Genomic DNA, 22,980 nt, shown 5'->3' with positions numbered 1-22,980 from the left:
GCATGCTGCTTGCGCTAGCTTTCGTGTAGCAGAAAAGAGCACCGCGGCCCTTCGCTGGATGCCTAGGAAGCGCGTCGTTCATGGCGTGTGCGGGCCAGGTGACAGGCCGCGCGCAGTAGTTCGGGGATGGCCGCTGCCGTGCGCGGGCCCGGGTTCACTACTGCCAGCCAGCCGACGGCCCCGTAGACGGGGTGGGCCATCAGCAGGTCGACGGCGCTGGGGTCGGCCACGACGGCGCCCGGTTCGCGCGGTGCGTGACCGGTCCACCGGATGAAGGCGTCCTTCCCGGCGGCGATGTTCAGGCGGAAGGTGTCCGCTCGGTCCAGACGTGATGACTCGTCGCCGGGACAGTTCTTGGTCACGATCGTCGCGAACGGCTGGGTCGTCGTCGGGGCGACGCCATCAGGTGCGTAGTAGAAGAACGTGTCGCCCCAGCTGATGTCCGGCGAGCCGTCGCCGGGTGCCGGCCTGAGGGTCAGGACGCCGTCGAGACCGTCCACGAAGCTGATGATCTCATCCATGGTCATGTGCTCTAGCGTTGCATTGAAGTGCTTGTGGAGGCTTTGAGATGGCTTGGGATGGCAAGGAGGGGCGTCCGCAGTGACAAGTCTCAAATCTGGTGATTTGCGCACCGGCGATGTGGCGCGGCGTGCCGGGTACTCCGTGCAGCAGGTGCGCAATCTGGAGCGCGACGGTGTGCTCCCGCCGGCGACACGCACCGCCAAGGGCTACCGGGTCTATGGGGAGATACATCTGCGGTCCGCACTGGCGTACCGCGCCCTGGCGGCGGGCACGGGCCCGACCGAGGCCAGGAAGATCGTCCGGGCGGCCCACCAGTCGCCCGTCCCGCGGTTCCTCGCCCTGCTCGACGCGGCGCACGCGCAGCTCGACGCGGAGCGCACGGCACTGCGGCAGGCCGAGGACGCGGCCCGGGCGATCTCCAGCGAGCCGCTCGAAGACGTGCGCGCGTCGGACTCGATGAGCGTGTCCGAACTCGCCGCCGCGCTCGGTGTACGTCCTTCGACGTTGCGGCACTGGGATGCGGAGGGTGTCGTCGTCCCGGACCGCGACCCCGTGCGAGGCACGCGCCGGTACATGCCGGCCCAGGTGCGGGATGCGCGGATCGTTCACCAACTCCGCAAGGCCGGTTACCGCATCGCGCCCCTTCGGGCCCTGATGCCGGAGTTGCGGCGAACCCACCGGTCGGAGGAAGTCGCCTCCGCGCTGGCTGGCAGAGACGCCGACATCACGGCTCGCTCCAAGGCTCTGCTCGACGGTGCCGGCGCACTCAGTGCCGTGCTCTCGCTGCGCGGGTGAGGGGCCTGGCCGCGGAGGGCGAAGTCGGCGGCCAGGGGCATTGTCAGTGGTGGCAGGCAGGATGGCAGGCATGACAACACCAGTTGCGCAGATCGTGGACAGCGCCGGCTACGCGCAGGCCGTCGAGGACGTGGTGAAGGCCGCGGCCGCCTACTACACGGACGGCACGTCCCCGCTGGACGACGACACCTACGACCGGTTGGTGCGAGGGATCGCCGCGTGGGAGGCCGACCATCCCGACCAGGTGCTGCCCGGTTCGTCGACGGGAAAGGTCGCCGGCGGCGCGGTCGAGGGCGATGTGCCGCACACGGTCGCGATGCTGAGCCTGGACAACGTGTTCTCCGCCGAGCAGTTCACGGCCTGGACGGTTTCGCTGGCCCGCCGTATCGGACACGAGGCTGAGCGCTACAGCGTCGAGCCGAAACTCGACGGCCTCGCGATCGCGGCCCGTTACACGCAGGGGCGGCTGACGCGACTGATCACACGCGGTGACGGGACGGCCGGGGAGGACGTCTCGCACACCATGGGCACCGTCGAGGGCCTGCCCGACACGCTGGCCGAGCCGGTCAGCGTGGAGGTGCGCGGCGAAGTCCTCATGACGGGGGCGCAGTTCGAGCACGCCAACGAGGTGCGCACCGCGCACGGCGGCCAGCCGTTCGCCAACCCCCGCAACGCGGCCGCGGGCACCCTGCGGGCCAAGGACCGCGCCTACACGGTCCCGATGACGTTCTTCGGCTACGGCGTGCTGCCGCTGCCCGACACCGACGCCGCCCTGGCCGCGCGGCTCGACGGCCTCGCGCACAGCGAACTCATGGCGCTCGCGGGCGAGCTGGGCGTGAACACCACCGCCACCACCCCGGTGCCGGGCGTCACCGCGGCCACCACGGCCGAGGTCCTGACCCGGGTGCAGGAAATCGCCGCGCTGCGCGCCGGACTGCCGTTCGGGATCGACGGCATCGTCATCAAGGCCGACCACGCGGCCGACCAGAGGGCCGCCGGATCCGGATCGCGGGCCCCGCGCTGGGCGATCGCCTACAAACTCCCGGCGGTGGAGAAGATCACCCGCCTGCTGGACGTCGAGTGGAACGTCGGCCGCACCGGCATCATCGCGCCCCGCGGCGTTCTGGAACCGGTCGAGATCGACGGCTCCACCATCACCTACGCCACGCTCCACAACCCGGCCGACATCACCCGCCGCGATCTGCGGACGGGCGACCAGGTGATGGTCCACCGCGCCGGTGACGTCATCCCGCGCATCGAGGCCCCGGTCGCCCATCTGCGCACCGGCGACGAGAAGGCCATCATCTTCCCGGAGGTGTGCCCGCGCTGCGGCTCGGGCATCGACACCAGCCAGGAGCGCTGGCGGTGCGAGCAGGGCCGCAACTGCCACCTGGTCGCCTCCCTGTCGTACGCCGCGGGCCGCGACCAGCTCGACATCGAGGGCCTGGGCGCCACCCGTGTCGTGCAGCTCGTCGAGGCCGGCCTGGTCACCGATCTCGCCGACCTGTTCACCCTGACCCGCGACCAGCTTCTCGGGCTGGAGCGGATGGGCGAGACCAGCACCGACAACCTGCTGGCCGCGCTCGCCACGGCCAGGACGCGGCCGCTGTCGCGCGTGCTGTGCGCCCTCGGGGTCCGTGGCACGGGCCGCTCCATGTCCCGCCGTATCGCCCGGTACTTCGCCACCATGGACAACATCCGTGCCGCCGACGCCGACCAGCTGCAGCAGGTCGAAGGCATCGGATCCGAGAAGGCACCCGCCATCGTCACCGAGCTGGCCGAACTCGCCGGGCTGATCGACAAACTCGCCGCGGCCGGGGTCAACATGACCGAACCCGGCGCCACCTTCCCGCCCCCGGACACCACCACGGCCGCCGACACCGGCGCCGGCACCGATGCCGACGCGGCCGGTGCCCCGGCCGCCGGCCCGCTCGCCGGGATGACCGTCGTGGTCACCGGCGCCCTGACCGGTCCGCTCGAGAAGCTCAGCCGCAACCAGGTGAACGAACTCGTCGAACGGGCCGGTGGCCGCTCCTCCTCCGGTGTGTCCAGGAAGACCAGCCTCGTGGTCGCCGGGGACGGGGCCGGATCCAAGCGCTCCAAGGCCGAGGACCTCGGAATACGCCTCTGCACACCCGACGAGTTCGCTCTCCTCGTCGCCGACCACCTGGGCTGACCGATACCGCCGGCCGTCACCGGGCAGGAGTCAGCTCGGATGGCTGGTTGTCAGCAGGTGCGGTTGAGGTAGTGGGCGCCCTGGATCTTGTCGGCTGAGCCCAGCCAGGTCCGGCCGGGCCCGACACACCGCTCGTAGTCGAGCGCGTTGGCGACCCGCACCTGGATGACCACGTGCGAGCCGTCGGACGTGCAGTGGTTGTAGTAGGCGTCGGAGCTGGTCTCGTAGAAACCGCAGGGGTCGGCCGCCGCGGGGCCGGCCTGGGCGGTCACCGCGCCGAGGGACGTGAGCACGAGGGCGGCGGAACCGAGGGCGCCGGTCACCATACGACGAAGATTCAAGGGAACTCCTTGGGCAGGGGGCGGCAGCAGGCCTCGAAGGTCTGCTGCCTGCCGGTCAGTCGGATACCCGCACAAGGATCGCCGTGTGGCCCGGCGTCGTTGATCGAACAGCGCGCCGTTCACCTGGTGAATCGTTCGGCCTGTCCGTCGATCGGATGATCTCGTCTCGATTTGGGATGATGCCCATGTGGACGGGAATGCGGCTTTTCCCGCGACCGAGCCGGGGGATGCGCTCGAGGTCGCGCCGACGGCCCGGACGGCGGTGGCGTGGCTGCCGCCGCGTGATCTCTGGCCGGCGATCCAGGACATCCGCTGGGAGCATGATCCGCAGGTCCGGCGGTGGCCGCCGCATGTGAATCTGCTGTTCGGTTTCGTGCCGGAGGAGGAGTTCGCGCGGGCGGTTCCGCTGCTCTCCGCAGGGGCGGCGGCAAGCACGGCGTTCACGGCGCGCCTGGCCGGTGTGCGGTACTTCCGGCACCGGCACCATGCGACGGTCTGGCTCGACCCGGCCGCGGCGGACCTGGCGCCGTGGGTCCGTCTCCAGCGGGAACTGCGGCTGCGGTTCCCTCTCTGCCTCGGGCGCGGTGGCCGCTTCACCCCGCATCTGTCCCTCGGCCGCACCCACGACCCGAAGCATCTGGCAGCCGAGTGTGCCGCCCGGCTCGGCACGCTGTCGGCCGCTGTCGAGGAGGTGGTCCTGCTCTCCCGCCGCGGCGAGGAGCCCATGACGCCCCGGGCCGTGATCACGCTGGGCACGGGCGAGGTCCGGCACTCGCGCACGGGCTGAGTGCGCGGTGGCGGCCGCGAGGTGAGCGAGGGAGGACGTCGGAGCCGGGGTTAGCGCACCGGGATGGCCAGGTACTGATACTCCAGGAACTCCTCGATGCCGACGCGGCCGCCTTCCCTGCCCAGGCCCGACTGTTTCATCCCGCCGAACGGGGCCGCCGGGTTGGATACCAGTCCCGTGTTGAGGCCGACCATGCCCACCTCCAGGCGTTCGCTGACGCGCAGGGCGCGGTCGAGGCCCTCGGTGAAGACATAGCCGACGAGCCCCCAGGGGGTGTCGTTGGCGCGGCGCACGACCTCGTCCTCGTCGTCGAAGGTGAGGATGGCGGCGACGGGGCCGAAGATCTCCGTGTCCACGAGGCGGCTCTCGGGTGCCACGTCCATGAGTACGGTCGGCGGGTAGAAGCAGCCCGGACCCTCCGGCGTCCGGCCACCGACGAGAACTCGGGCACCGCGCTCCACCGCGTCGGCGACCAGCGCCTCCACCTTGCCGCGCCCTGTCCTGTCGATCAGCGGGCCGACATCGACGCCGCCCGCGTGCCGGGGCCCACGACGAGCGTGCCCATGCGCTCGGCCAGGCGCCGCCCGAACTCCTCCGCCAGCATGATCCCCCACCGCCGCTACATCAACTCGGTCGGAAGTCGCGGACCTCGCCGACACGCCCCGCTCCTTCCGCGAGGCGACCCGCACCGCCGAGGCCACCCCGCCCGGCGAGCCCCTCCCTCCGGACCGCTCCTTCGACGAACTGTCCGACGTCGGTCTGCGCCGTCTGCTGCACGCCCTCCGCGAGGACACCCGGATCCAGGACTACACGGAACGACAGCTCGGCCGCCTCAGCGAGCACGACACCCGCCATGGCACCGACCTGCTGACCACCCTGCGCCACTACCTCGACGCGGCCGGCAGCAAGACCACCGCGGCCCGCCGGGGCGGCTTCTCCCGGGAAACCGTGTACCAACGCCTCCGTACCATCGAGCGGCTCCTCGACCGCGACCTGGAGTCCGGCGAACAGCGCACCGAACTCCACGTGGCGCTCACGGCCCTCGACGTCCTGCGAGCCCGCCCCGACCTGCCGTGACCTGGGACGCGGTCCCGGCGGAAGTCCCGCCCCCCGGCGTCCGCGTCAGTCCTCGGCGGGCATCACACGGGTCACCTTGCCGTCGGTGTCGGCCTCCAGGTAGCCGGCCCGGCCGTGGTCGTCCGTCAGGTAGACGGCCATTCCGGCCGGGGTGTCGAAGATGTCGTCGGGCTGTCGCACCGACAGGTAGCGCAGGTCGGGATCGTCGACGTTGAGCTTCTTCCGCGCCTCTTCGAAGAGCGCGGGGACCCGGTCCCAGTTGAAGTCGTCCAGGCTGAGGGGCTGATCTCCCCCCGGCAGGGTGCCGTTGATGATGCCCTTCTCGACGCCTTGTCCGGGACGGTAGGTGTAGGAGTCGTACGCCGACTTGCTGCCGTTGACCATCAGCTCGGCCGACACGTGGTCCGGGTAGACGGTGAAGTCGCCGAACATGTTCCGGCCGGTGTCTTCCTCGAGGGCTTTGATGGCGGTGCGGATGCCGTCCGGGGTGAGCAGGGAGCCGCTCTCCGGCTCCGCCGACTTCCGGGCGGCCGGGGCGGCACCGGTCGGTGAGACCGTCGGCTTCGGAGCGGACGTGGTGTTCGGAGCGGACGTGGTGGCGGACGAGGGGCCGCCCGCGTTCAAGTCGCCGGTGCCGCCTCCGAAGGGCAGCAGCCACCACAGCAGGACCAGGGCGCCGGCGAGCGAGGCCCCCGACAGGCCCAGCAGGGCGGCCCGGCCGGGTATGCGTCGGCGTGCCGCCCGCGCGGACGCGGTCACGGCCTGGGATGAGGTCGGCCCCGGCCATGGGGTGGCCGGCGTCGACGCGAACCCGGTGGGGGCGGACGGTGGGTGCAGCGGATACGAGGTGGGCTCCGCCGGCCCGGCGGGCCCGACCGACCCGGACCGGCCCCCGACGGCCCCTGACCCGGCCCTGACCCGAACTCGGCCGCCCTGACTCGACTTCGGCCGGCCTCGTGTCCAGCACGGCGGCGGACGGCCGCGCCGACGCGTCCCGTACGAGCACGCTCATCAGGACGTCGCCCAGAGCACCCGCACGCACCGGCGGCGGCACGTCGTCGTGGAGGACCGCGGCAAGGGTGGCCAGAGTGGTGCCCCGGCGCATCGGGTGGTGGCCCTCCACGGCGGCGTACAGCATCATCGCCAGCGACCACAGGTCGGAGGCGGAGCCGCCCTCGTGCCCCGAGACGCGCTCCGGCGCCATGAAGTCGGCCGTACCGATGTTGGAGCCGGTGGCGGTGAGGCTGGTCGCCTCGCGGATCGCGGCGATACCGAAGTCGGTGAGGACGGGTCGCCCGTCGGGCCGCAGCAGGACGTTGGCGGGCTTCACGTCGCGGTGCTGGATGCCGGCGTCGTGCGCGGCGGTCAGCGCGGCCAGCACTCCCCGGCCGAGCCGGGCCGCCTCGGCCGGTGGCATCGGTCCCCGGGCCAGCCGGTCGGCGAGCGAGCCGCCGGTGACCAACTCCATCACGATCCAGGGGTAGGTGCCGTCGCCGCCGTCGACGATGTGGTGGACGGTCACGACGTTCGGATGGTCGATCCGGGCCAGGGCCCTGGCCTCGCGCAGCACGCGCTCGCGGAGCATCCGTGCGCCGTCGGGGTCGTATTCGGCGAGGTCCCGGTCGGGCGGGCGGACCTCCTTGACCGCCACGAGCCGGTGCAGCACCAGGTCCCTGGCCCGCCAGACCGTGCCCATCCCACCGCCGCCGAGGCGGGTCTCCAACTCGAAGCGCCCGTCGACGACTCGTCGTCCGGGGCCTCTGTCTGCCTCACTCATGGGCGGGAGCTCAATTGCCGCCGCCGGCACCCTTCGCCTGTGGTGTGCCCTCGGCCGATGTGACCGCGATGGCGGTGGTACGGCCGTCCGGAGTGATCCGCAGGACGGGGATCGCCTTGCCCTCGGGGGCGCCGTCGCTGCCGAGGGCGATCCAGCCGCTCGCGCCGGGCAGTGGCCCCTGATTCCGCAGGCGGGACAGCGTCCGGTAGACGTCGGTGACCGTCGGGTTCGGTACCGCGGGGGTCACACGGACCGCCCGGGCCGCGGTGAGCAGGGCGTCGTGCATCATGATCGCCCGGCCGTCCTCCAGGTCGCCGTGCGGGAAGGTGTCGTCGAACGTGCCGTCCCGGAAGGGCGCGACGAGGTCCGGGGCGAAGGCGTCCGGCGTGACCTTCCACGCTCCGGGGTGGGCGAGACCGGTGTAGAGCAGGTCGATCCCGCCCTTGCCGAGCGCGCGGGCCAGGTCGCGCGCGCCGAAGCCGTTCGTGTGCCGGACCATCATGGTGTCGTCGCCGGACATCACGGTGATCCGGTGGCTTCGGCAGGGACGTGCGGCGAGGAAGGTCAGCAGTTGCGGCAGCGTGGTGCCCCGCCCCGCGAAGTAGACGACGTCCGGCTTTGCCTTGCAGACATCTCCGAGTGCGGCACGGAAGGCCGTCGGGCCGGGCCGTGAGGAGTCGAACAGGGTGGGTTCCGCGCGGACGAGGCGACGAGGCGGGGTCTGGGCGCCGAACTGCTGGGCGAGGGTGCTGGTGTACTGGTCTCCGGGAGCGATGTCCTGCACGAAGAGGACGCGGGCGCGGGCGAGTTCGCCGGTCGACAGATGGCGTACGGCGGCCGCCGCCTGGTCGGCGTTGGCGGGTGCGACCCGTGCCAGGCCGGGAACGGCGGCCCAGGAGTCGGCGGTGAGGACCGAACCGAACGCGGGCAGGCCGCCGGCCGTCAGCTCCTCCACCATGTCCTGGCTGGCGGCGGTGCTGCCGCCGAGGCCGAGCGCCGCGACGATCCGCTGGGCGCGCCGGGCCGCGCGCACCTGCCCGACCGTGTGGTTGCGCTGTTGGGCGGTGCCTCCGGTCTGGCCGAACAGCAGCCGGATCGCGGCGCCGCCGTCCGGACCGGCCGACTTCCGGTTGGTCCTGAGCTGGGCGAAGTGCGCGCCCTCCAGATCGCGCCGCACCGCCTCCATCCCTGCGCTGCCGTCGAACTCCTCGGTGATGGGCGTCAGATACACCATCGACACGTGGGGCCGGCCGCCCGGCTCGGCCGCGGCCGCCGCGACGCGCCGGTTCTCCGTGGCGATCCGCTCCAGCACGGGTGCGATGAGCCGGCTCGACGAACGGCGCAGCAGCGCGGGCGACGCGTCCGTGTCCAGCAGTCCGACACATCTGCGCATACGGCCCTCGCCGATGGCGGTCAGTCCGTCGGCGCAGGGCAGGACCGCCGACGGCACCGCCCGGGGCAGGTCGCCGGGCAGAAGCAGGGCCGCGAGTACGGTGAGCGCGGCGAGCGCGGCCCGGCCGGGCCGCCGGGCCCGTACCGGTGGTGGGGCGGTGTCGGCCTCGACGATGCCCTGCCCGGCGCGGGTGGCCAGGCGCAGCACCTCCTCCAGGCCGGGCCGCCGGGCGGGGTCCTTGATGAGACAGCGGGCCACCAGGGCGCGCAGCGCGACGGGGAGGCCGGTGAGGTCCGGCTCCTTGTGCACGACCGCGAAGGCGACCGCGATCGGCTCCACACCCGCCGCCCCGGGATCCTCGAAGGGGCTGCGGCCCAGCGCGGCGTAGGCCAGTACGCCGCCGAGCGCGAACACGTCCGTCGCCGGGGAGACCGCCTGGGCCGCGGTCAGTTGCTCCGGTGCCATGAAGGCAGGGGTGCCCACCATGGCGCCGCTGCGGGTCAGCGCCCGGCTCTGGGTGACGGAGCGGGCGATGCCGAAGTCGATGACCCGTACGCCGTCGTCGGCGAGCAGGACGTTGGCTGGTTTCAGGTCCCGGTGGACCAGGCCCTGCCGGTGGATGTCGCGCAGCGCCTCCGCCAACTGCCCGGCCAGCCGCACGACATCGGCCGCGGGCAACGGGCCGCCTGAGCGCACTCGGGCGTCCAGTGCGTCGCCGACGACGTACTGCGTGGCCAGCCAGGGCGGATCGCCGTCGGGGTCGGCGTCCACCACGGGCGCGGTGAAGGCCCCGCTCACCTTGCGGGCCGCCGCGACCTCGCGGCGGAACCGGGCCCGGAAGTGCGGCTCGTCGACGTACTCGGGCCGGATCGCCTTCAGCGCGACCCGCCGCCCGCCGGCGCTGCGCGCCAGATACACGACCCCCATACCGCCGGCGCCGAGGCGCCGTTCCACGGTGAACTCCCCGATCCGCCGCACCAGGCCAACGTACCGGCGCCGACGGCCCGCGGATTCCCCCCTCTCGATGTACGTCCGTGCTCGTCACACCTTCAGGTGAAGTGGCGCGGATTCACGGGGCGGGACGGCCGAGTGGGCGAGCCGTCCGCCGGGTCGGCCCCGGCGGACGGCGGGAACACCGGTCAGCGGTTCGTGCCGACCATGGCCGGGACGGGCGCGGCGGAGGCGTCGAGGCTGCGGAGGATGTCCTCGACCCGCTGCTTGGCGTCGCCGAAGAGCATCTGGCTGTTCTCGCGGAAGAACAGCGGGTTCTGCACGCCCGCGTACCCGGTCGCCATGGAGCGTTTGAAGACCACGACCTGGGCCGCCTCCCACACGTGCAGGACCGGCATCCCGGCGATCGGGCTGGCCGGGTCCTCGGCTGCGGACGGGTTGACGGTGTCGTTGGCTCCGATGACCAGGACGACCGAGGTGGCGGCGAAGTCGTCGTTGATCTCGTCCATCTCCAGCACGATGTCGTACGGCACGTTGGCCTCGGCGAGCAGCACGTTCATATGGCCCGGCAGCCGGCCGGCGACCGGGTGGATGCCGAAGCGCACGTCGACGCCGCGCTCACGCAGCTTGCGCGCCAACTCCGCGACAGGGTACTGGGCTTGGGCGACCGCCATGCCGTATCCCGGGGTGATGATCACCGAGGAGGCGTCCTGGAGGAGTTCGGCGGTCTCCTCCGCGCTGATCTCCCGGTGCTCCCCCTGGTCTGCGCCGTCGCTCGCCACCACGGCCTCGCCCCCGAAGCCGCCCGCGATCACCGAGAGGAAGGAACGGTTCATCGCCTTGCACATGATGTACGACAGGTAGGCGCCGGAGGAGCCGACCAGTGCGCCGGTGACGATCAGCAGGTTGTTGGCGAGGAGGAAGCCGGAGGCTGCCGCGGCCCAGCCGGAGTAGCTGTTGAGCATCGAGACGACCACCGGCATGTCGCCGCCGCCGATGGAGGCGACAAGGTGCGCGCCGAGGGCGAGTGCCACCACGGTGACCGCGATGAGCAGGCCCATGTGGGGGCGGGCGACGAACGCCGCGGTGAGCGCGACGAACGCGGCGAGCGCGCCCAGGTTGAGGACGTGCCTGCCGGGGAGCATGAGCGGGCGGGACTTGATCCGCGCCGACAGCTTCAGATAGGCGACGACGGAACCGGTGAAGGTGACGGCGCCGATGAACACGCCGATGAACACTTCGGCGTGGTGGATGCGCAGCAGCGAGCCGGTGATCTCCTGCCCGGTATGGCCCCCGGCGTCGACGTCGAGGTAGCCGTTCCAGCCGACGAACGCGGCGGCGAGGCCGACGAGGCTGTGCATGATGGCGATGAGTTCGGGCATGCCGGTCATCTCGACGACGCTGGCGCGCCACAGTCCGATGCCCGCGCCGACGGCGGTGGCGACGGCGATCAGCACGAGGCCGGTGGTGGTGATGGACCGCGAGGCGAGACCGACGGTGGCGGCCAGGGCGATGACCATGCCCGCGATGCCCCAGACGACCCCCGAGCGGGAGGTGCGGTGCTGGGAGAGTCCGGCGAGGCTGAGGATGAACAGCAGCGCGGCGACGACGTATGCGGCCTCTGCGGCCGTGGCGGTGGTCATCCGTGATCAGCCTTTCGAGAACATGCCGAGCATGCGGCGGGTGACGGCGAATCCGCCGAAGACGTTGATGCTCGCCAGCAGGATCGCGGCGAACGACAGCACGGTGACCACGGTGTTCCCGTGCCCGATCTGCAGCAGTGCGCCGACCACGACGATCCCGGAGATCGCGTTGGTGACCGACATCAGCGGGGTGTGCAGCGCGTGGTGCACATGGCCGATGACGTAGAAGCCGATGACGATCGCCAGGACGAACACCGTGAAGTGGGCGATCAGTTGGGGCGGTGAGAAGGCGGTCACCAGGAAGAGCGCGAGCGCTCCGGCGCCGACGAGGGCGTACCCGGACCGCGCGGAGCGGGCGGGCTTCGCCGCGCTGTCGGGGACCGCGGCGGGTTCCGGGCCCTGGGCCGGTGCGGGGGTGGGCGCGGCGGACACCTGCACGGGTGGCGGTGGCCAGGTCTTCTCGCCGTCGCGGACCACGGTCATCGACCGCTGCACCACGTCGTCGAAGTCGAGGACGAGCCGGCCGTCCTTGCCGGGGGTGAGGAGTTTCATCAGGTGGACGAGGTTGGTGCCGTACAGCTGGGAGGCCTGGGCCGGGAGTCTGCCGGGCAGGTCGGTGTAGCCGATGATCGTCACGTCGTTGTCGGTGACGACCGCTTTCCCGGCGACCGTTCCCTCGACGTTGCCGCCCTGGGCGGCGGCCATGTCGACGATCACGCTGCCGGGCTTCATCCGGGCGACGTCCTGGGCGGTGATGAGCCTCGGCGCGGGCCGGCCCGGGATGAGCGCGGTGGTGATGATGATGTCGACGTCGGCGGCCTGGTCGGCGTACAGCCGCGCGGCCAGCCGGTTGTAGTCGTCCGAGGTGGCCTTGGCGTATCCGTCGCTGCTGACCTCCTGTTCGGCTTGTTCGGGCCGTACCTCCAGGAACTCCCCGCCCAGCGAGCGCACCTGCTCGGCTACCTCGGGCCGGGGGTCGGTGGCGCGGACGACGGCGCCGAGGCTGTGTGCCGCGCCGATCGCCGCCGAGTCCGGCCACTCCGGCGCCCGCCACGAGCACCTTGGCCGGTGGCACCTTGCCGGCGGCGGTCACCTGGCCGGTGAAGAAGCGGCCGAAGGCGTGCGCGGCCTCGACGACGGCGCGGTATCCGGCGATGTTCGCCATCGAGCTGAGGACGTCCAGGGACTGGGCGCGCGAGATGCGCGGGACGGCGTCCATGGCGAGCACGGTGATCGGCCGCCGTGCCAGCTCCTCCACCAGTTCCGGGTTCAGCGCGGGTCCGATGAGCGCGATCAGCGTCGCTCCGTCGCGCAGCCGGCCGATCTCCTCGCTGGACGGTCCGTTGACCTTCAGGACGATCTCGGCCGGCCAGGGGTCGCCGAGCCGGGCACCCGCCTCCTCGTAGGCCGTGTCGGAGAAGCGGGACAGCTCCCCCGCCCCCGGTTCCACGACCACGTGGTAGCCCAGCGCGACGAGTCGGGCCACGGTGGCAGGGGTCGCCGCCACCCTGGTCTCGCCCGCGGTGGACTCGGCGGGTATGCCGATCCGCTGGGCTTCCTGTTCCGGTTCCCGTTCCGATGGGACCATCGTCTTCCTCTCTGATCGGGTTCGCCTCCGCCGAAGGTCTGCCCCCTGGCGCCCGTCGGGAAGCCGAGGTCGAACCCTCAGAACTCCGGCGCGCGATACTCGCTCATCGCGTCGATGAGCCAGCGCGCCAGGTAGTCGGCGAACGAGGAGCGGGGGAACAGCCGGTACGTGGGTGCGGCGTCGACCTGCCAGAGCAGTACGGCGACGGGGCCGACGGTGGTGGACACGGCCCGGCCGGGGCCGAAGGCGCGGGGGTGCAGGTCCAGCGGGCAGCCCTTCTCCAGCACCTCCCGGGCGGCCGGGCCGCTCAGCTCCAGGGTGGTGCGGTTGGCCGAGACGTCCACGACCGAGCCGGGGTCGCCGTCGAGGGCGTCCCGTACCGCGGTGGTCACCCCGCCCGCGTCGGCCTGGGACAGGACGAGCCACTCGTCCGGGCCGAGCCATGCGACGGTGTGGGGGCCGGATGCGGTGGTGTGGCCGCACCGGCGTGGGAGCGGTACCCCCAGGGTCTTCCCGATCCGGTCGGCCGCGTCGGAGGCGGGGTCGACGCGCAGGTTCACCATGGTGATGAACGGCCACTCGGTCAGCGCGACGCCGCGGGCGCCGGTGACGGCGGCGGCGCGCATCCGCTGCTCCAGGTGGGAGAGGGGGCTGGTGCGCAGGGCCACCGGTCCCTCAGTGATCTGGTCAGCCATCGCGCTTGGTCCCTTCGGGATCGTAGAGGACGAAGTCGGCCACCTCGACGGCCACCAGGGTCTCGCCCACCGGGGCGAGCAGGGTCTCGCCGATCCTTGCCCGCCCGTCGGCGACGAGGGCGAGGGCGAAGGGGCGGCCGAGGGCCGGGCTGTGGTAGCTGGAGGTGACGTGCCCGAGCATCGGCACCGGTCCGGCCTCGGGGGTGATCGGCACGTCCGGCGCGACGAGCTGGGTGCCCTCGGGCAGCCGGGTCGTGCGGTCGCTCGGCAGCAGGCCGACCAGTTGCTTGCGGTCGGTGCGGGAGGTGTCGGCGCGGGAGAAGGACCGCTTGCCGATGAAGTCCTTCTGCTTCGAGACCACCCAGGACATGCCCGCGTCCTGCGGGGTGACGGTGCCGTCGGTGTCCTGGCCGACGATGATGTAGCCCTTCTCGGCCCGCAGGACGTGCATGGTCTCGGTGCCGTACGGGGTGATGTCGTATGGCCGGCCGATCGCGTACACCTCCTCCCAGACCGCCAGGCCGTACCAGGCGGAGACGTTGATCTCGTAGGCGAGTTCGCCGGAGAAGGAGATCCGGCAGATCCGGGCCGGGATGCCGGAGGCCAGGGTGGTCTCGCGGAAGGCCATGAAGGGGAACGCCTCGGCGGACAGGTCGACCTCGGGGGCGAGATGGGCGACGACCTCGCGCGACCGGGGTCCGACGACGGCGATCGTCGCCCACTGCTCGGTCACCGAGGTGCAGTGCACGTCGAGTTCGGGCCACTCGGTCTGCAGCCACTCCTCCAGCCAGTCCAGGACGCCTGCCGCGCCGCCGGTCGTGGTGGTCATGAAGTAGCGGTTGTCGTCGAGGCGCAGGGTCACGCCGTCGTCGAAGATCATGCCGTCGGGCTTGCACATGACGCCGTAGCGGGCCGTGCCGGGCTTCAGCTTCTTGAAGGCGTTGGTGTAGACGCGGTTGAGGAACTCGCCGGCGTCCGCGCCCCAGATCTCGATCTTGCCGAGGGTGGAGGCGTCCATGAACGCCACCCCTTCGCGGGCCGCGCGGCACTCGCGGGCCACGGCGGCGTCCATGTCCTCACCGGGCTGGGGGTAGTACCGGGGACGCTTCCACTGCCCGACGTCCTCGAACTCCGCGCCCTGCGCCACATGCCAGCTGTGGATCGCCGTGGTCCGCTCCGGGTCGAACAGGTCGCCGCGCTCCCGCCCGGCCAGCGCCGCGAACGCCACCGGTGTGTACGGCGCCCGGTAGGCCGTGGTGCCGATCTCCCCGGGGGACGCGCCCGCGCCCAGGGCCTGCGCGATGACCCCGATCGCGTTGACGCCGGACGTCTTGCCCTGGTCGTTCGCCGTGCCGAGCGACGTGTAGCGCTTGACGTGCTCGACGCCGCGCATGCCGGCGCCGGTGGAGCGCCGGACGTCGGCGACGGTGACGTCACGCTGGAGGTCGACGAAGTGGCTGTCCCAGCCGGCGGGTTCGCCGTCGGGGGCGGGGACCAGCCACAGGGCACGCGTCGGGCTCACCGCGGGCGGCGCGGCCTCGGACGGTACGCCCACCGGGAACCCGGCCGCCCCCGCGGCCAGCGCACCCGCCCGCGCCCCCTCGGCCGTACAGCCGTCGAGGTCGTACGTCCCGCGCGCCGCACCGACGACCTGCTGGTCCCGTACGGTCCCGTCGGGGACGAAGGCCACCAGGTCCTCGTCCCAGCGCAGCCGTCCCTGGCGCTGGCTGTGCAGACGCACCACCGGGCTCCAGCCGCCCGACACGGCGAGCAGGTCACAGTCGAACGAACGTGGTTCACCGGTGGGTTGACCGCTGTCGTCGAGGGCCTGGACCGTGACGCCGGTGAGCCGGTGGTGGCCCGAGGTGTCGACCACCGCGCTGCCCGTCAGCACCCGCACCCCGGTCGCCGCGACCGCCTCGGCGGCGCGGTCGGACAGTTCGGGGCGCGCGTCCACCACGGCGGCGATGTCGACCCCGGCGGCGCGCAGGTCGGCGACCGTGTCGTAGGCGCTGTCGTTGGTCGTGCTCACCACGGCCCGCGAACCAGGCGCCACGGCGTACCGGTTGAGGTAGGTGCGCACCGCCGCGGCGAGCATCACCCCGGGCCGGTCGTTGCCGGCGAAGGTCAGCGGACGCTCGTGCGCGCCGGTCGCCAGGACGACCTGGCGGGCCCGGATGTGCCACAACCGCTGGCGCGAGACGCCTGCGGGCGCGGCACTTCCCAGGTGGTCGGTGCGCCGCTGGAGGGCCAGCACGTAGTTGTCGTCGTACGACCCGAAAGCCGTGGTGCGTCGCAGTACGACGACCTCGGGGGCGGCGTCCAGGGCCGCGCGGATGTCGGTGACCCACTTGAGGTCGCCCGGCGCGCCGGAGAGCAGGGAACCGCCGGGCTCGGGCTGGTCGTCGACGAGGATCACGCGGGCGCCGGACCCCGCGGCAGCGGCGGCGGCCGCGAGCCCGGCGGGTCCGGCGCCGACGACCAGGACGTCGGTGTGGACGTACTTCTTGTCGTAGACAGCCGGGTCCGGCGTCGGGTCGAGGCGGCCCATCCCGGACAGCGTGGTGGCGGACAGGCCGTCGTGGAGCTCCACCGTCGTGGCGGGCAGCATGCCCTCCGAGCACGGGCCGTCGAGCTGCACCAGGGCGTTGGGCTCCTCGACACCGGCCGCGACGATGCCGCGGGGGCGGCCGCGGTAGAGCGACGGGGCGACCTCGACGACGCCGTTCGCGAGCATGGCCGAGGCGAGGGTGTCTCCGGGGTGCCCGGTCATCGCCCGGCCGTCGACGGTGAACCGGAGCACGGTGGTGCGGTCGATGCGGCCGCCCTGCGGGAGCCGGAAGTGCTGGTCGGTCATCGGTTCCCTCCGGCCTGGTGCAGTTCGGGGCGGGGCTCGTCGGGCCGGTAGGAGGCCAGCACTTCGTTGGTCAGGGTGTCGCGCAGGACGTTGAACCAGCGGCGGCAGCCGGTGCTGTGCACCCAGCGCTCGGCGAAGGGGCCCTTGGGGTTGTCGCGGTAGAAGACGTACTCGGCCCACTGCTCGTCGCTGAGGTCCGCGGGGGTCTCGGGGTAGGGGATGTGGGCCTGTCCGCCGTAGTGGTACTCGGTCTCGTCACGCGGACCGCACCAGGGGCAGCTGATCAGCAGCACGGTGTCCTTCTCTCCACAGGCTTTCGGCGGGCTGTCAGTGGGCCACGGCGGCGGCGCCGTGTTCGTCGATCAACGCGCCCGTCCGGAACCGGTCGAGGGCGAAGGGGGCGTTCAGCGGATGCGGCTCACCCGTGGCGATGGTGTGCGCGAAGGTCCAGCCGGCGGCCGGGGTGGCCTTGAAACCGCCGGTTCCCCAGCCGCAGTTGACGTAGAGGTTCTCGACGGGGGTGGTGCCGATGATCGGGGAGGCGTCGGGGGTGACGTCGACGATGCCGCCCCAGGTGCGCAGCACGTGCGCGCGGGCGAAGACGGGGAACAGTTCGACGGCGGCGGCCATCTGCTGCTCGATGACGTGGAAGGAGCCGCGCTGCCCGTAGCCGTTGTACGAGTCGACGCCCGCGCCCATCACCAGCTCGCCCTTGTGTGCCTGGGACACATAGACGTGCACGTGGTTCGACATGACGACCGTCGGGTGCACCGGCTCGTGCAGTTCGGAGACGAGTGCCTGGAGCGGATGCGACTGCACCGGCAGCCTCACGCCCGCCCGCTCGGCCAGCACACTGCTGTGTCCGGCGGCCGCGAGGCCGACCCGGCCGGCGTGGATGCGGCCGCGGTTGGTGTCGACGCCCACGACCCGGTCGCCGTCCTTGAGGAAGCCGGTGACCTCGCAGCCCTGGATCAGGTCCACGCCCAGCTCGTCGGCGCGGCGGGCCAGCGCCCAGGCGACGTGGTCGTGCTTGGCGATGCCGGCCCGTGGCTGGAAGGTGCCGCCGAGGACGGGATAGCGGGTGCGGGTCGAGACGTTGAGGATGGGGCAGACCTTGGCGACCTCGTCCGGCTCCAGCCACTCGGCGTCGACTCCGTTGAGGCGGTTGGCGCCCACGCGGCGCACGCCCTCGCGGACGTCCTGGAGGGTGTGCGCGAGGTTGAGGACGCCGCGCTGGCTGAACAGGAAGTCGTAGTCCAGCTCCTCCGGGAGCCCCTCCCACAGCTTGAGCGCGTGCTCGTAGATCGCCGCGCTCTCGTCCCAGAGGTAGTTGGAGCGGATGATCGTGGTGTTGCGCGCCATGTTGCCGCCGGCCAGCCAGCCCTTCTCCAGGACGGCGACCTTGGTGATGCCGTGGTTCTTGGCGAGGTAGTAGGCGGTGGCGAGGCCGTGGCCGCCCGCGCCGACGATGACGACGTCGTACGAGGAGCGCGGCTCGGGATTGCGCCAGAGGAAGTCCGGGTGCTCCGGCAGCGGCTCGGCGGTCATGCCGCGTCTCCGTTCAGGGGGGACAGGTGGGGATAGAGGGGGAAGGCGGAGGCGAGCTTCTCGACCCGGTCGCGCAGCTGGCCGGCGCGCTCGTCGCCGAGCTGCTCCTCCTTCAGGGCCTGGGCGATGATGTCGGCGACCTCCCGGAACTCCGCGTCCCCGAATCCGCGGGTGGCCAGGGCGGGGGTGCCGATCCGCAGACCCGAGGAGACCATCGGCGGGCGGGGGTCGAACGGCACCGCGTTGCGGTTGACGGTGATGCCGATCCGGTGCAGCCGGTCCTCGGCCTGCTGTCCGTCGAGCGTCGACCTGCGCAGGTCGACGAGGACGAGGTGGACTTCGGTGCCGCCGGTCAGGACGGTGATGCCCGCCTCGGCGACGTCGTCGGCCAGCAGCCGTCCGGCGAGGATGCGGGCGCCGTCCAGCGTGCGCTGCTGGCGCTCCCGGAACTCCGCGCCCGCGGCCACCTTGAAGGCGACGGCCTTCGCGGCGATGACGTGCTCCAGCGGGCCGCCCTGCTGGCCGGGGAAGACCGCGGAGTTGATCTTCTTGGCGAGGTCGGCGCGGCTGAGGATGACACCGCCGCGCGGGCCGCCCAGGGTCTTATGGGTGGTGGTCGTGACGACGTCGGCGTACGGCACCGGGCTCGGGTGGAGGCCTGCGGCCACGAGCCCGGCGAAGTGCGCCATGTCCACCATCAGGTACGCGCCCACCGCGTCGGCGATCCGCCGGAACTCGGCGAAGTCCAGCCGTCGCGGGTACGCCGACCAGCCGGCGACGATCATCCTGGGCCGGTGCGCGAGGGCGAGCTGCTCGACCTCGTCCATGTCGATGCGCAGGTCGGACTCGCGCACGTGGTACGGCACGACGTTGTACAGCTTGCCGCTGAAGTTGATGCGCATGCCGTGGGTCAGATGACCGCCGTGCGCCAGGTCGAGGCCGAGAATGGTGTCGCCGGGCTTGAGCAGCGCGAACATCGCGGCGGCGTTGGCCTGGGCGCCCGAGTGCGGCTGGACGTTCGCGGCCTCGGCGCCGAAGAGTGCCTTCACCCGGGCGATGGCCAGCTGCTCGATGACGTCGACGTGTTCGCAGCCGCCGTAGTAGCGGCGGCCGGGGTAGCCCTCGGCGTACTTGTTGGTCAGCACCGAGCCCTGGGCCTCCATGACGGCGGCCGGGGCGAAGTTCTCCGAGGCGATCATCTCCAGCGTGGACTGCTGGCGGCGCAGTTCGGCGTCGACCGCGGTGGCGACGTCCGGGTCGAGTTCCCTGAGCGGGAGGGCGAGGGGGGAGGTGAGAGTGCTGGTCGACGGGCTGGTTGCCATCTGTGCACCATCCTGGGAGCCAACTAATGCGCAACTGATATATCAGACTGTGCGGTACGGTATGGGAGCTCGCCCGACAGGTCAAGGGGGCATTCATGCAGCAGGTGGCGACCGGGCCCGCAGGCGGGAAAGCCGGAGGTGGAGCACCCGGAGGCGGAGCGTCGCGGGGCGCGGAGCCGGGCGGCGCGCATCTGGGGGGCGCGGAGTTCGGGGGTGAGCTGTCCCTCGCCGAGCGCGCCTACCGTGCCATCCGCGACCGGCTCGTCATGCTCGAGATCCGCCCGGGCGCGCCGATCAACGAGGAGCAGTTGGGGCAGTCCCTCGGCGTCGGACGGACGCCGGTGCGCGAGGCGCTCAAGCGGCTCCAGTACGAGCGGCTGATCACGACCTACCCCCGACGCGGCACCTTCGCCACCGAGGTCAACATCACCGACCTGGCCCATATCTCCGAGGTCCGCCAGGAGTTGGAGCCCCTCGCCGCCGCCCAGGCCGCACGACGCGCCACAGCCGTGGACCGGACGACCCTGACAGCCCTGCGCCGCGAGCTGGAGCGCGTGGATCCCCGTCAGGACGACGCCGCCGGGCTCATGCACCTCGACCTACAGGTCCACCGCGCCGTCTACGCCGCCGCGCACAACCCGTACCTGGAGGACACGCTCGTCCGCCACGACAACCTCGCCACCCGCATCTGGTGCCTGTTCATCGACCGGCTGCCCGACATGGCCGGCCATGTGGAGGAGCACGGACCGTTGATCGACGCGATCGTCGCCGGCGAGCCCGACAAGGCGGCCCGACTGGCCCGTAGTCACGTCGAGGACTTCGAGCGGGCCATTCGCGAGGCCATCTGACACCGCGTCTGCGACACCGCGCGTCCTGAGGTCTCAGTGCGCGACGCCCCGTAGCTCCTCCCTGCCCGGGCCGGGCCTGCCCGCCAGGGTCGTCCACAGGTGTGGGGCCACGTCGTCCTCGGGCAACTGGGCGATCATGTAGCGCACACAGCGCTCGATCTTGACCCGCCACAGGCGCGCCGCCTCGTTCCCGTCGGCGTCGCGCAGCGCGTCGAAGACGGCGGTGTCCTCGTTGAGGATGGTGCCAAAGGCCTGCCTGCCTGTAGTCCATGTCCAGAACGGCGACGAACATACGCAGTCGGGCCGTGAGGCGTTCGAAGGTCTGGGCTGCCTGCGGGAGGTCCGCGATGCGGGCGAGGGCGTCCTGGAACCGCAGATCGACTTCACGCATACCGCCGTGGTCCTTGGCCCGGGCGGCGGCCCGGACCTCCGCCAGGGCCGCCGCTGCCGGAGCGAGGTCCTCTGGGCCCAGCATGGCGACACGGCGGATGAGCAGCGCGCCGAGGCTGGCGCGCAGGGCGTAAAGATCGAGGACGTCCTTCGCCGTGACGGCGGGCACGGCGGTCGCGCCGCCCGGGAGCAGATCGTCGACGGCACTTCGACGACGCGTCACCCGAGCGCTTCATCACCGTGGTCGACCCGAGCACGGAGAGTGTCATCCACCAGATCCCCGAGGGCACCTCCGGGGACATCGACCGAGCGGTGGCAGCGGCCGTAAGGGCCAAGAACGAGTGGGGTCGGCTGGTCCCCAAGGCCCGCGCGGAGGTGTTGCACGCCATCGCCGCCCGGGTGGCCGAGAATGCCGGACTCCTGGCCAGGCTGGAGTCGGCGAACACCGGCAAGCCGCTCGCGGTGTCGCGGGACGACGTCGGCATGACCATCGACACCTTCCGCTTCATGGCCGGTGCGGGGCGCGCGACGACCTCCATGGCGGGCCGGTGACTACGCCGAGGACCACTTGTCGGTCATCCTGCGCGAACCGATCGGGGTGATCGGCGTGGTCACCCCGTGGAACTACCCGTTGCTCATGGCGCCATGGAAGATCGCGCCCATTCTCGCGGCCGGCGACACCCTGGTCATCAAGCCGTCCGAGCAGACCCCGCTGACCACCCTGGAGTTCGCCGAACTCGTCGCCGATCTTCTGCCTGCGGGTGTGTTGAACGTCGTGAACGGCTACGGCTTTGTCGTGGGAGCCCGGCTCGCCGAGCATCCGGACGTGAGCATGATCGCCCTGACCGGTTCGGTCGCCGCCGGTCGCGCCGTCGCCCGGGCAGCCGCCGACACTCTCAAGCGCGTCCATCTCGAACTCGGCGGCAAGGCACCGGTGGTGATCTTCCCGGACGCCGATCTCGCGGCCGCCGCGTCGTCTCTGCGCGTCGCCGGCTTCTGGAACTCGGGCCAGGAGTGCGGCGCCGCCTGCCGCGTACTGGTCCACGAGTCGGTCGCCGAGCAATTCGTGGAGCAACTCGTCGGCGAGGTACAGGCGTTGGTCGTCGGCGAGCCGGCCTCCGGTGAGGACGTGGAGGTCGGCCCCATGGTCTCCAAGGCCCACTTCGACCGGGTCACCGGGTACTTGGAACGGGCGAAGAAGGAAGGCATCGGTGTGGCGACCGGGGGCGGGGCCATCGACGGGCCCGGCTACTTCGTCGCCCCCACCGTGCTGGTCGACGTCCCCGAAGGAGCAGAGGTCGCCCGCGAGGAGATCTTCGGCCCGGTGGTCACCGTGGAGACCTTCACCGACGAGGAGGAGGCGGTACGGCGGGCCACCGACGTCCCGCTCGGCCTGTCGGCGTCGGTGTGGACCGAGAAGGCGCGCCGCAGCCACGACATCGCCGCAAGTCCCGACTTCGGAACCGTCTGGGTCAACTCGCATCTCGTGCTGGCCAGGGAGGTCCCCTGGGGCGGATTCAAGGGATCCGGATACGGCCGGGACCTGTTGATCCACGCGCTGGACGACTTCTCGCGCACCAAGCACGTCATGCACAACCACGGACGCTGATCCCGCCCGCCGCCCGAACCGTGGAGGTATGGGCAGCGAGGACGGCCTGCCCAAGGACCGCCACCGCGCTCAGGTCGCCGCCGACTCTCCAGAGGACGGCCACGTCATGCCCGAGTGCGCAGGTGTCGTGCTGGAGGTGCAGGCGGCGGAGGTCCTGCAGGGCGGCGACGGGAAAGGGGTGCCGGCCCCACTTCTTCAGGTAGCCGTCCTCACCGTGGAGCCGCAGCACCATTGGGCGGCCTCCAGGACGGCGTGACCGACGAGGGCTCGGGGTTGCGTGGAGCGCCAGACGAGCGTGCCGTCCTGGTCGGGCCGATCGAAGCTCGTGGACATGTCGGCAAAGAGATGGATCGCCATGTCGATGTCCGGCCCCCTGCCACTCAGGCCCACCGGGCCTCGGCCGGTTCCAGGTCGAAGGAGACACGCTGCACGGAAGTGGGACCGTAGAGCCCGGCCACCGCGTGCAGTACGTCGGCGAGGGCGTCGGTGCAGTAGCTGACGCTGTCGTTCCACTCCGCCTCGTCGTCCTCGATGCGGCAGGTCGCCCAGCCGCTGCCGCTCAGCTCCCAACCGAACCGGAGATCATTCGCCATCCCGCCCCTCCCGGTGATCGTCTCCGCAGACGGTAGCGCGGCGGCCACCACAGCTGCTCACCGGCGGC

The 22,980-nt window shown here is 71.8% G+C and carries 17 protein-coding genes and 5 pseudogenes; 8 read left to right on the top strand and 14 right to left on the bottom strand.

Going from position 1 to position 22,980, the window contains the following annotated elements:
• Positions 1–62 precede the first annotated feature (62 nt).
• Positions 63–527, bottom strand: coding sequence for a DUF6194 family protein (locus ABIE67_RS44435; RefSeq protein WP_370267322.1), 465 nt, complete (start codon positions 525–527; stop codon positions 63–65).
• Positions 528–600: 73 nt separating this feature from the next.
• On the opposite strand from ABIE67_RS44435, the gene ABIE67_RS44430 reads away from it, so the two are divergent.
• Complete coding sequence (locus ABIE67_RS44430) at positions 601–1,317, top strand: MerR family transcriptional regulator (protein WP_370267317.1); 717 nt, start codon at positions 601–603, stop codon at positions 1,315–1,317.
• 70 nt (positions 1,318–1,387) lie between these two features.
• Positions 1,388–3,493, top strand: a complete 2,106-nt coding sequence (ligA, locus tag ABIE67_RS44425) for an NAD-dependent DNA ligase LigA (protein WP_370267311.1) — start codon at positions 1,388–1,390, stop codon at positions 3,491–3,493.
• Positions 3,494–3,543: 50 nt separating this feature from the next.
• Here the strand turns inward: ligA and ABIE67_RS44420 are convergent, their stop codons facing one another.
• A complete protein-coding gene (locus tag ABIE67_RS44420; protein WP_370269560.1) occupies positions 3,544–3,816 on the bottom strand; it encodes a DUF6355 family natural product biosynthesis protein in 273 nt (90 codons plus the stop codon).
• A gap of 205 nt (positions 3,817–4,021) precedes the next feature.
• On the opposite strand from ABIE67_RS44420, the gene ABIE67_RS44415 reads away from it, so the two are divergent.
• Positions 4,022–4,621: a 2'-5' RNA ligase family protein gene (locus ABIE67_RS44415; protein WP_370267307.1), complete on the top strand. Its 600-nt coding sequence runs from the start codon at positions 4,022–4,024 to the stop codon at positions 4,619–4,621.
• 50 nt (positions 4,622–4,671) lie between these two features.
• Here the strand turns inward: ABIE67_RS44415 and ABIE67_RS44410 are convergent.
• A pseudogene (locus ABIE67_RS44410) lies at positions 4,672–5,222 on the bottom strand (aldehyde dehydrogenase family protein); the annotation flags it as partial.
• Between the two features lie 29 nt (positions 5,223–5,251).
• On the opposite strand from ABIE67_RS44410, the pseudogene ABIE67_RS44405 reads away from it, so the two are divergent.
• A pseudogene (locus ABIE67_RS44405) lies at positions 5,252–5,698 on the top strand (PucR family transcriptional regulator); the annotation flags it as partial.
• Positions 5,699–5,743: 45 nt separating this feature from the next.
• Here the strand turns inward: ABIE67_RS44405 and ABIE67_RS44400 are convergent.
• The 9 genes and pseudogenes from ABIE67_RS44400 to glyA all read right to left on the bottom strand — a co-directional run bounded on the left by ABIE67_RS44400 (position 5,744) and on the right by glyA (position 19,472).
• A pseudogene (locus ABIE67_RS44400) lies at positions 5,744–7,475 on the bottom strand (serine/threonine-protein kinase).
• A 10-nt stretch (positions 7,476–7,485) separates the two neighbouring features.
• Complete coding sequence (locus tag ABIE67_RS44395) at positions 7,486–9,846, bottom strand: serine/threonine-protein kinase (RefSeq protein ID WP_370267301.1); 2,361 nt, start codon at positions 9,844–9,846, stop codon at positions 7,486–7,488.
• Between the two features lie 161 nt (positions 9,847–10,007).
• The gene (gene pntB, locus ABIE67_RS44390) at positions 10,008–11,462 is read right to left on the bottom strand and encodes a Re/Si-specific NAD(P)(+) transhydrogenase subunit beta (protein ID WP_370267296.1); all 1,455 of its coding nucleotides are present in this window, start codon (positions 11,460–11,462) and stop codon (positions 10,008–10,010) included.
• 6 nt (positions 11,463–11,468) lie between these two features.
• A pseudogene (locus ABIE67_RS44385) lies at positions 11,469–13,050 on the bottom strand (Re/Si-specific NAD(P)(+) transhydrogenase subunit alpha).
• Positions 13,051–13,127: 77 nt separating this feature from the next.
• Positions 13,128–13,745, bottom strand: a complete 618-nt coding sequence (locus tag ABIE67_RS44380) for a sarcosine oxidase subunit gamma (RefSeq protein WP_370267292.1) — start codon at positions 13,743–13,745, stop codon at positions 13,128–13,130.
• A complete protein-coding gene (locus tag ABIE67_RS44375; RefSeq protein WP_370267288.1) occupies positions 13,738–16,602 on the bottom strand; it encodes a sarcosine oxidase subunit alpha family protein in 2,865 nt (954 codons plus the stop codon). Before ABIE67_RS44375 ends, ABIE67_RS44380 begins: the two co-directional genes overlap by 8 nt.
• Complete coding sequence (locus tag ABIE67_RS44370; protein WP_370267283.1) at positions 16,599–16,895, bottom strand: sarcosine oxidase subunit delta; 297 nt, start codon at positions 16,893–16,895, stop codon at positions 16,599–16,601. The genes ABIE67_RS44375 and ABIE67_RS44370 overlap by 4 nt, the downstream gene beginning before the upstream one ends.
• 34 nt (positions 16,896–16,929) lie before the next feature.
• Positions 16,930–18,150 (bottom strand): sarcosine oxidase subunit beta family protein, encoded by a 1,221-nt coding sequence (locus tag ABIE67_RS44365; RefSeq protein ID WP_370267277.1) that lies wholly within the window; start codon positions 18,148–18,150, stop codon positions 16,930–16,932.
• Complete coding sequence (gene glyA, locus ABIE67_RS44360) at positions 18,147–19,472, bottom strand: serine hydroxymethyltransferase (protein WP_370267274.1); 1,326 nt, start codon at positions 19,470–19,472, stop codon at positions 18,147–18,149. The genes ABIE67_RS44365 and glyA overlap by 4 nt, the downstream gene beginning before the upstream one ends.
• A 95-nt stretch (positions 19,473–19,567) precedes the next feature.
• Here glyA and ABIE67_RS44355 point away from each other — a divergent pair, with 95 nt between their 5' ends.
• Entirely contained in the window at positions 19,568–20,320 is a 753-nt protein-coding gene (locus ABIE67_RS44355; RefSeq protein ID WP_370267271.1) for a GntR family transcriptional regulator, read from the top strand.
• A 247-nt stretch (positions 20,321–20,567) separates the two neighbouring features.
• On the opposite strand, the pseudogene ABIE67_RS44350 reads toward ABIE67_RS44355, so the two are convergent.
• Positions 20,568–20,795, bottom strand: a pseudogene (locus tag ABIE67_RS44350) (FCD domain-containing protein); the annotation flags it as partial.
• 155 nt (positions 20,796–20,950) lie between these two features.
• Between ABIE67_RS44350 and ABIE67_RS44345 the strand changes: the two are divergent.
• From ABIE67_RS44345 to ABIE67_RS44335, 3 genes are read left to right on the top strand one after another with little or no spacing between them, the layout of a single operon-like run.
• Entirely contained in the window at positions 20,951–21,262 is a 312-nt protein-coding gene (locus ABIE67_RS44345; RefSeq protein WP_370267268.1) for an aldehyde dehydrogenase family protein, read from the top strand.
• A 16-nt stretch (positions 21,263–21,278) separates the two neighbouring features.
• Positions 21,279–22,319, top strand: a complete 1,041-nt coding sequence (locus ABIE67_RS44340; RefSeq protein ID WP_370267263.1) for an aldehyde dehydrogenase family protein — start codon at positions 21,279–21,281, stop codon at positions 22,317–22,319.
• A gap of 28 nt (positions 22,320–22,347) precedes the next feature.
• Positions 22,348–22,575: a hypothetical protein gene (locus ABIE67_RS44335; RefSeq protein WP_370267260.1), complete on the top strand. Its 228-nt coding sequence runs from the start codon at positions 22,348–22,350 to the stop codon at positions 22,573–22,575.
• A gap of 124 nt (positions 22,576–22,699) precedes the next feature.
• Here ABIE67_RS44335 and ABIE67_RS44330 read toward each other — a convergent pair whose 3' ends face one another.
• Entirely contained in the window at positions 22,700–22,912 is a 213-nt protein-coding gene (locus ABIE67_RS44330) for a hypothetical protein (RefSeq protein WP_370267259.1), read from the bottom strand.
• Positions 22,913–22,980: the final 68 nt, after the last annotated feature.

The sequence above is a fragment of the Streptomyces sp. V4I8 genome (assembly GCF_041261225.1).
Classification (GTDB): Bacteria; Actinomycetota; Actinomycetes; order Streptomycetales; family Streptomycetaceae; genus Streptomyces.
Note: the sequence above shows the minus strand (reverse complement) of the source record. Positions and strands in the feature narration are given on the sequence as shown.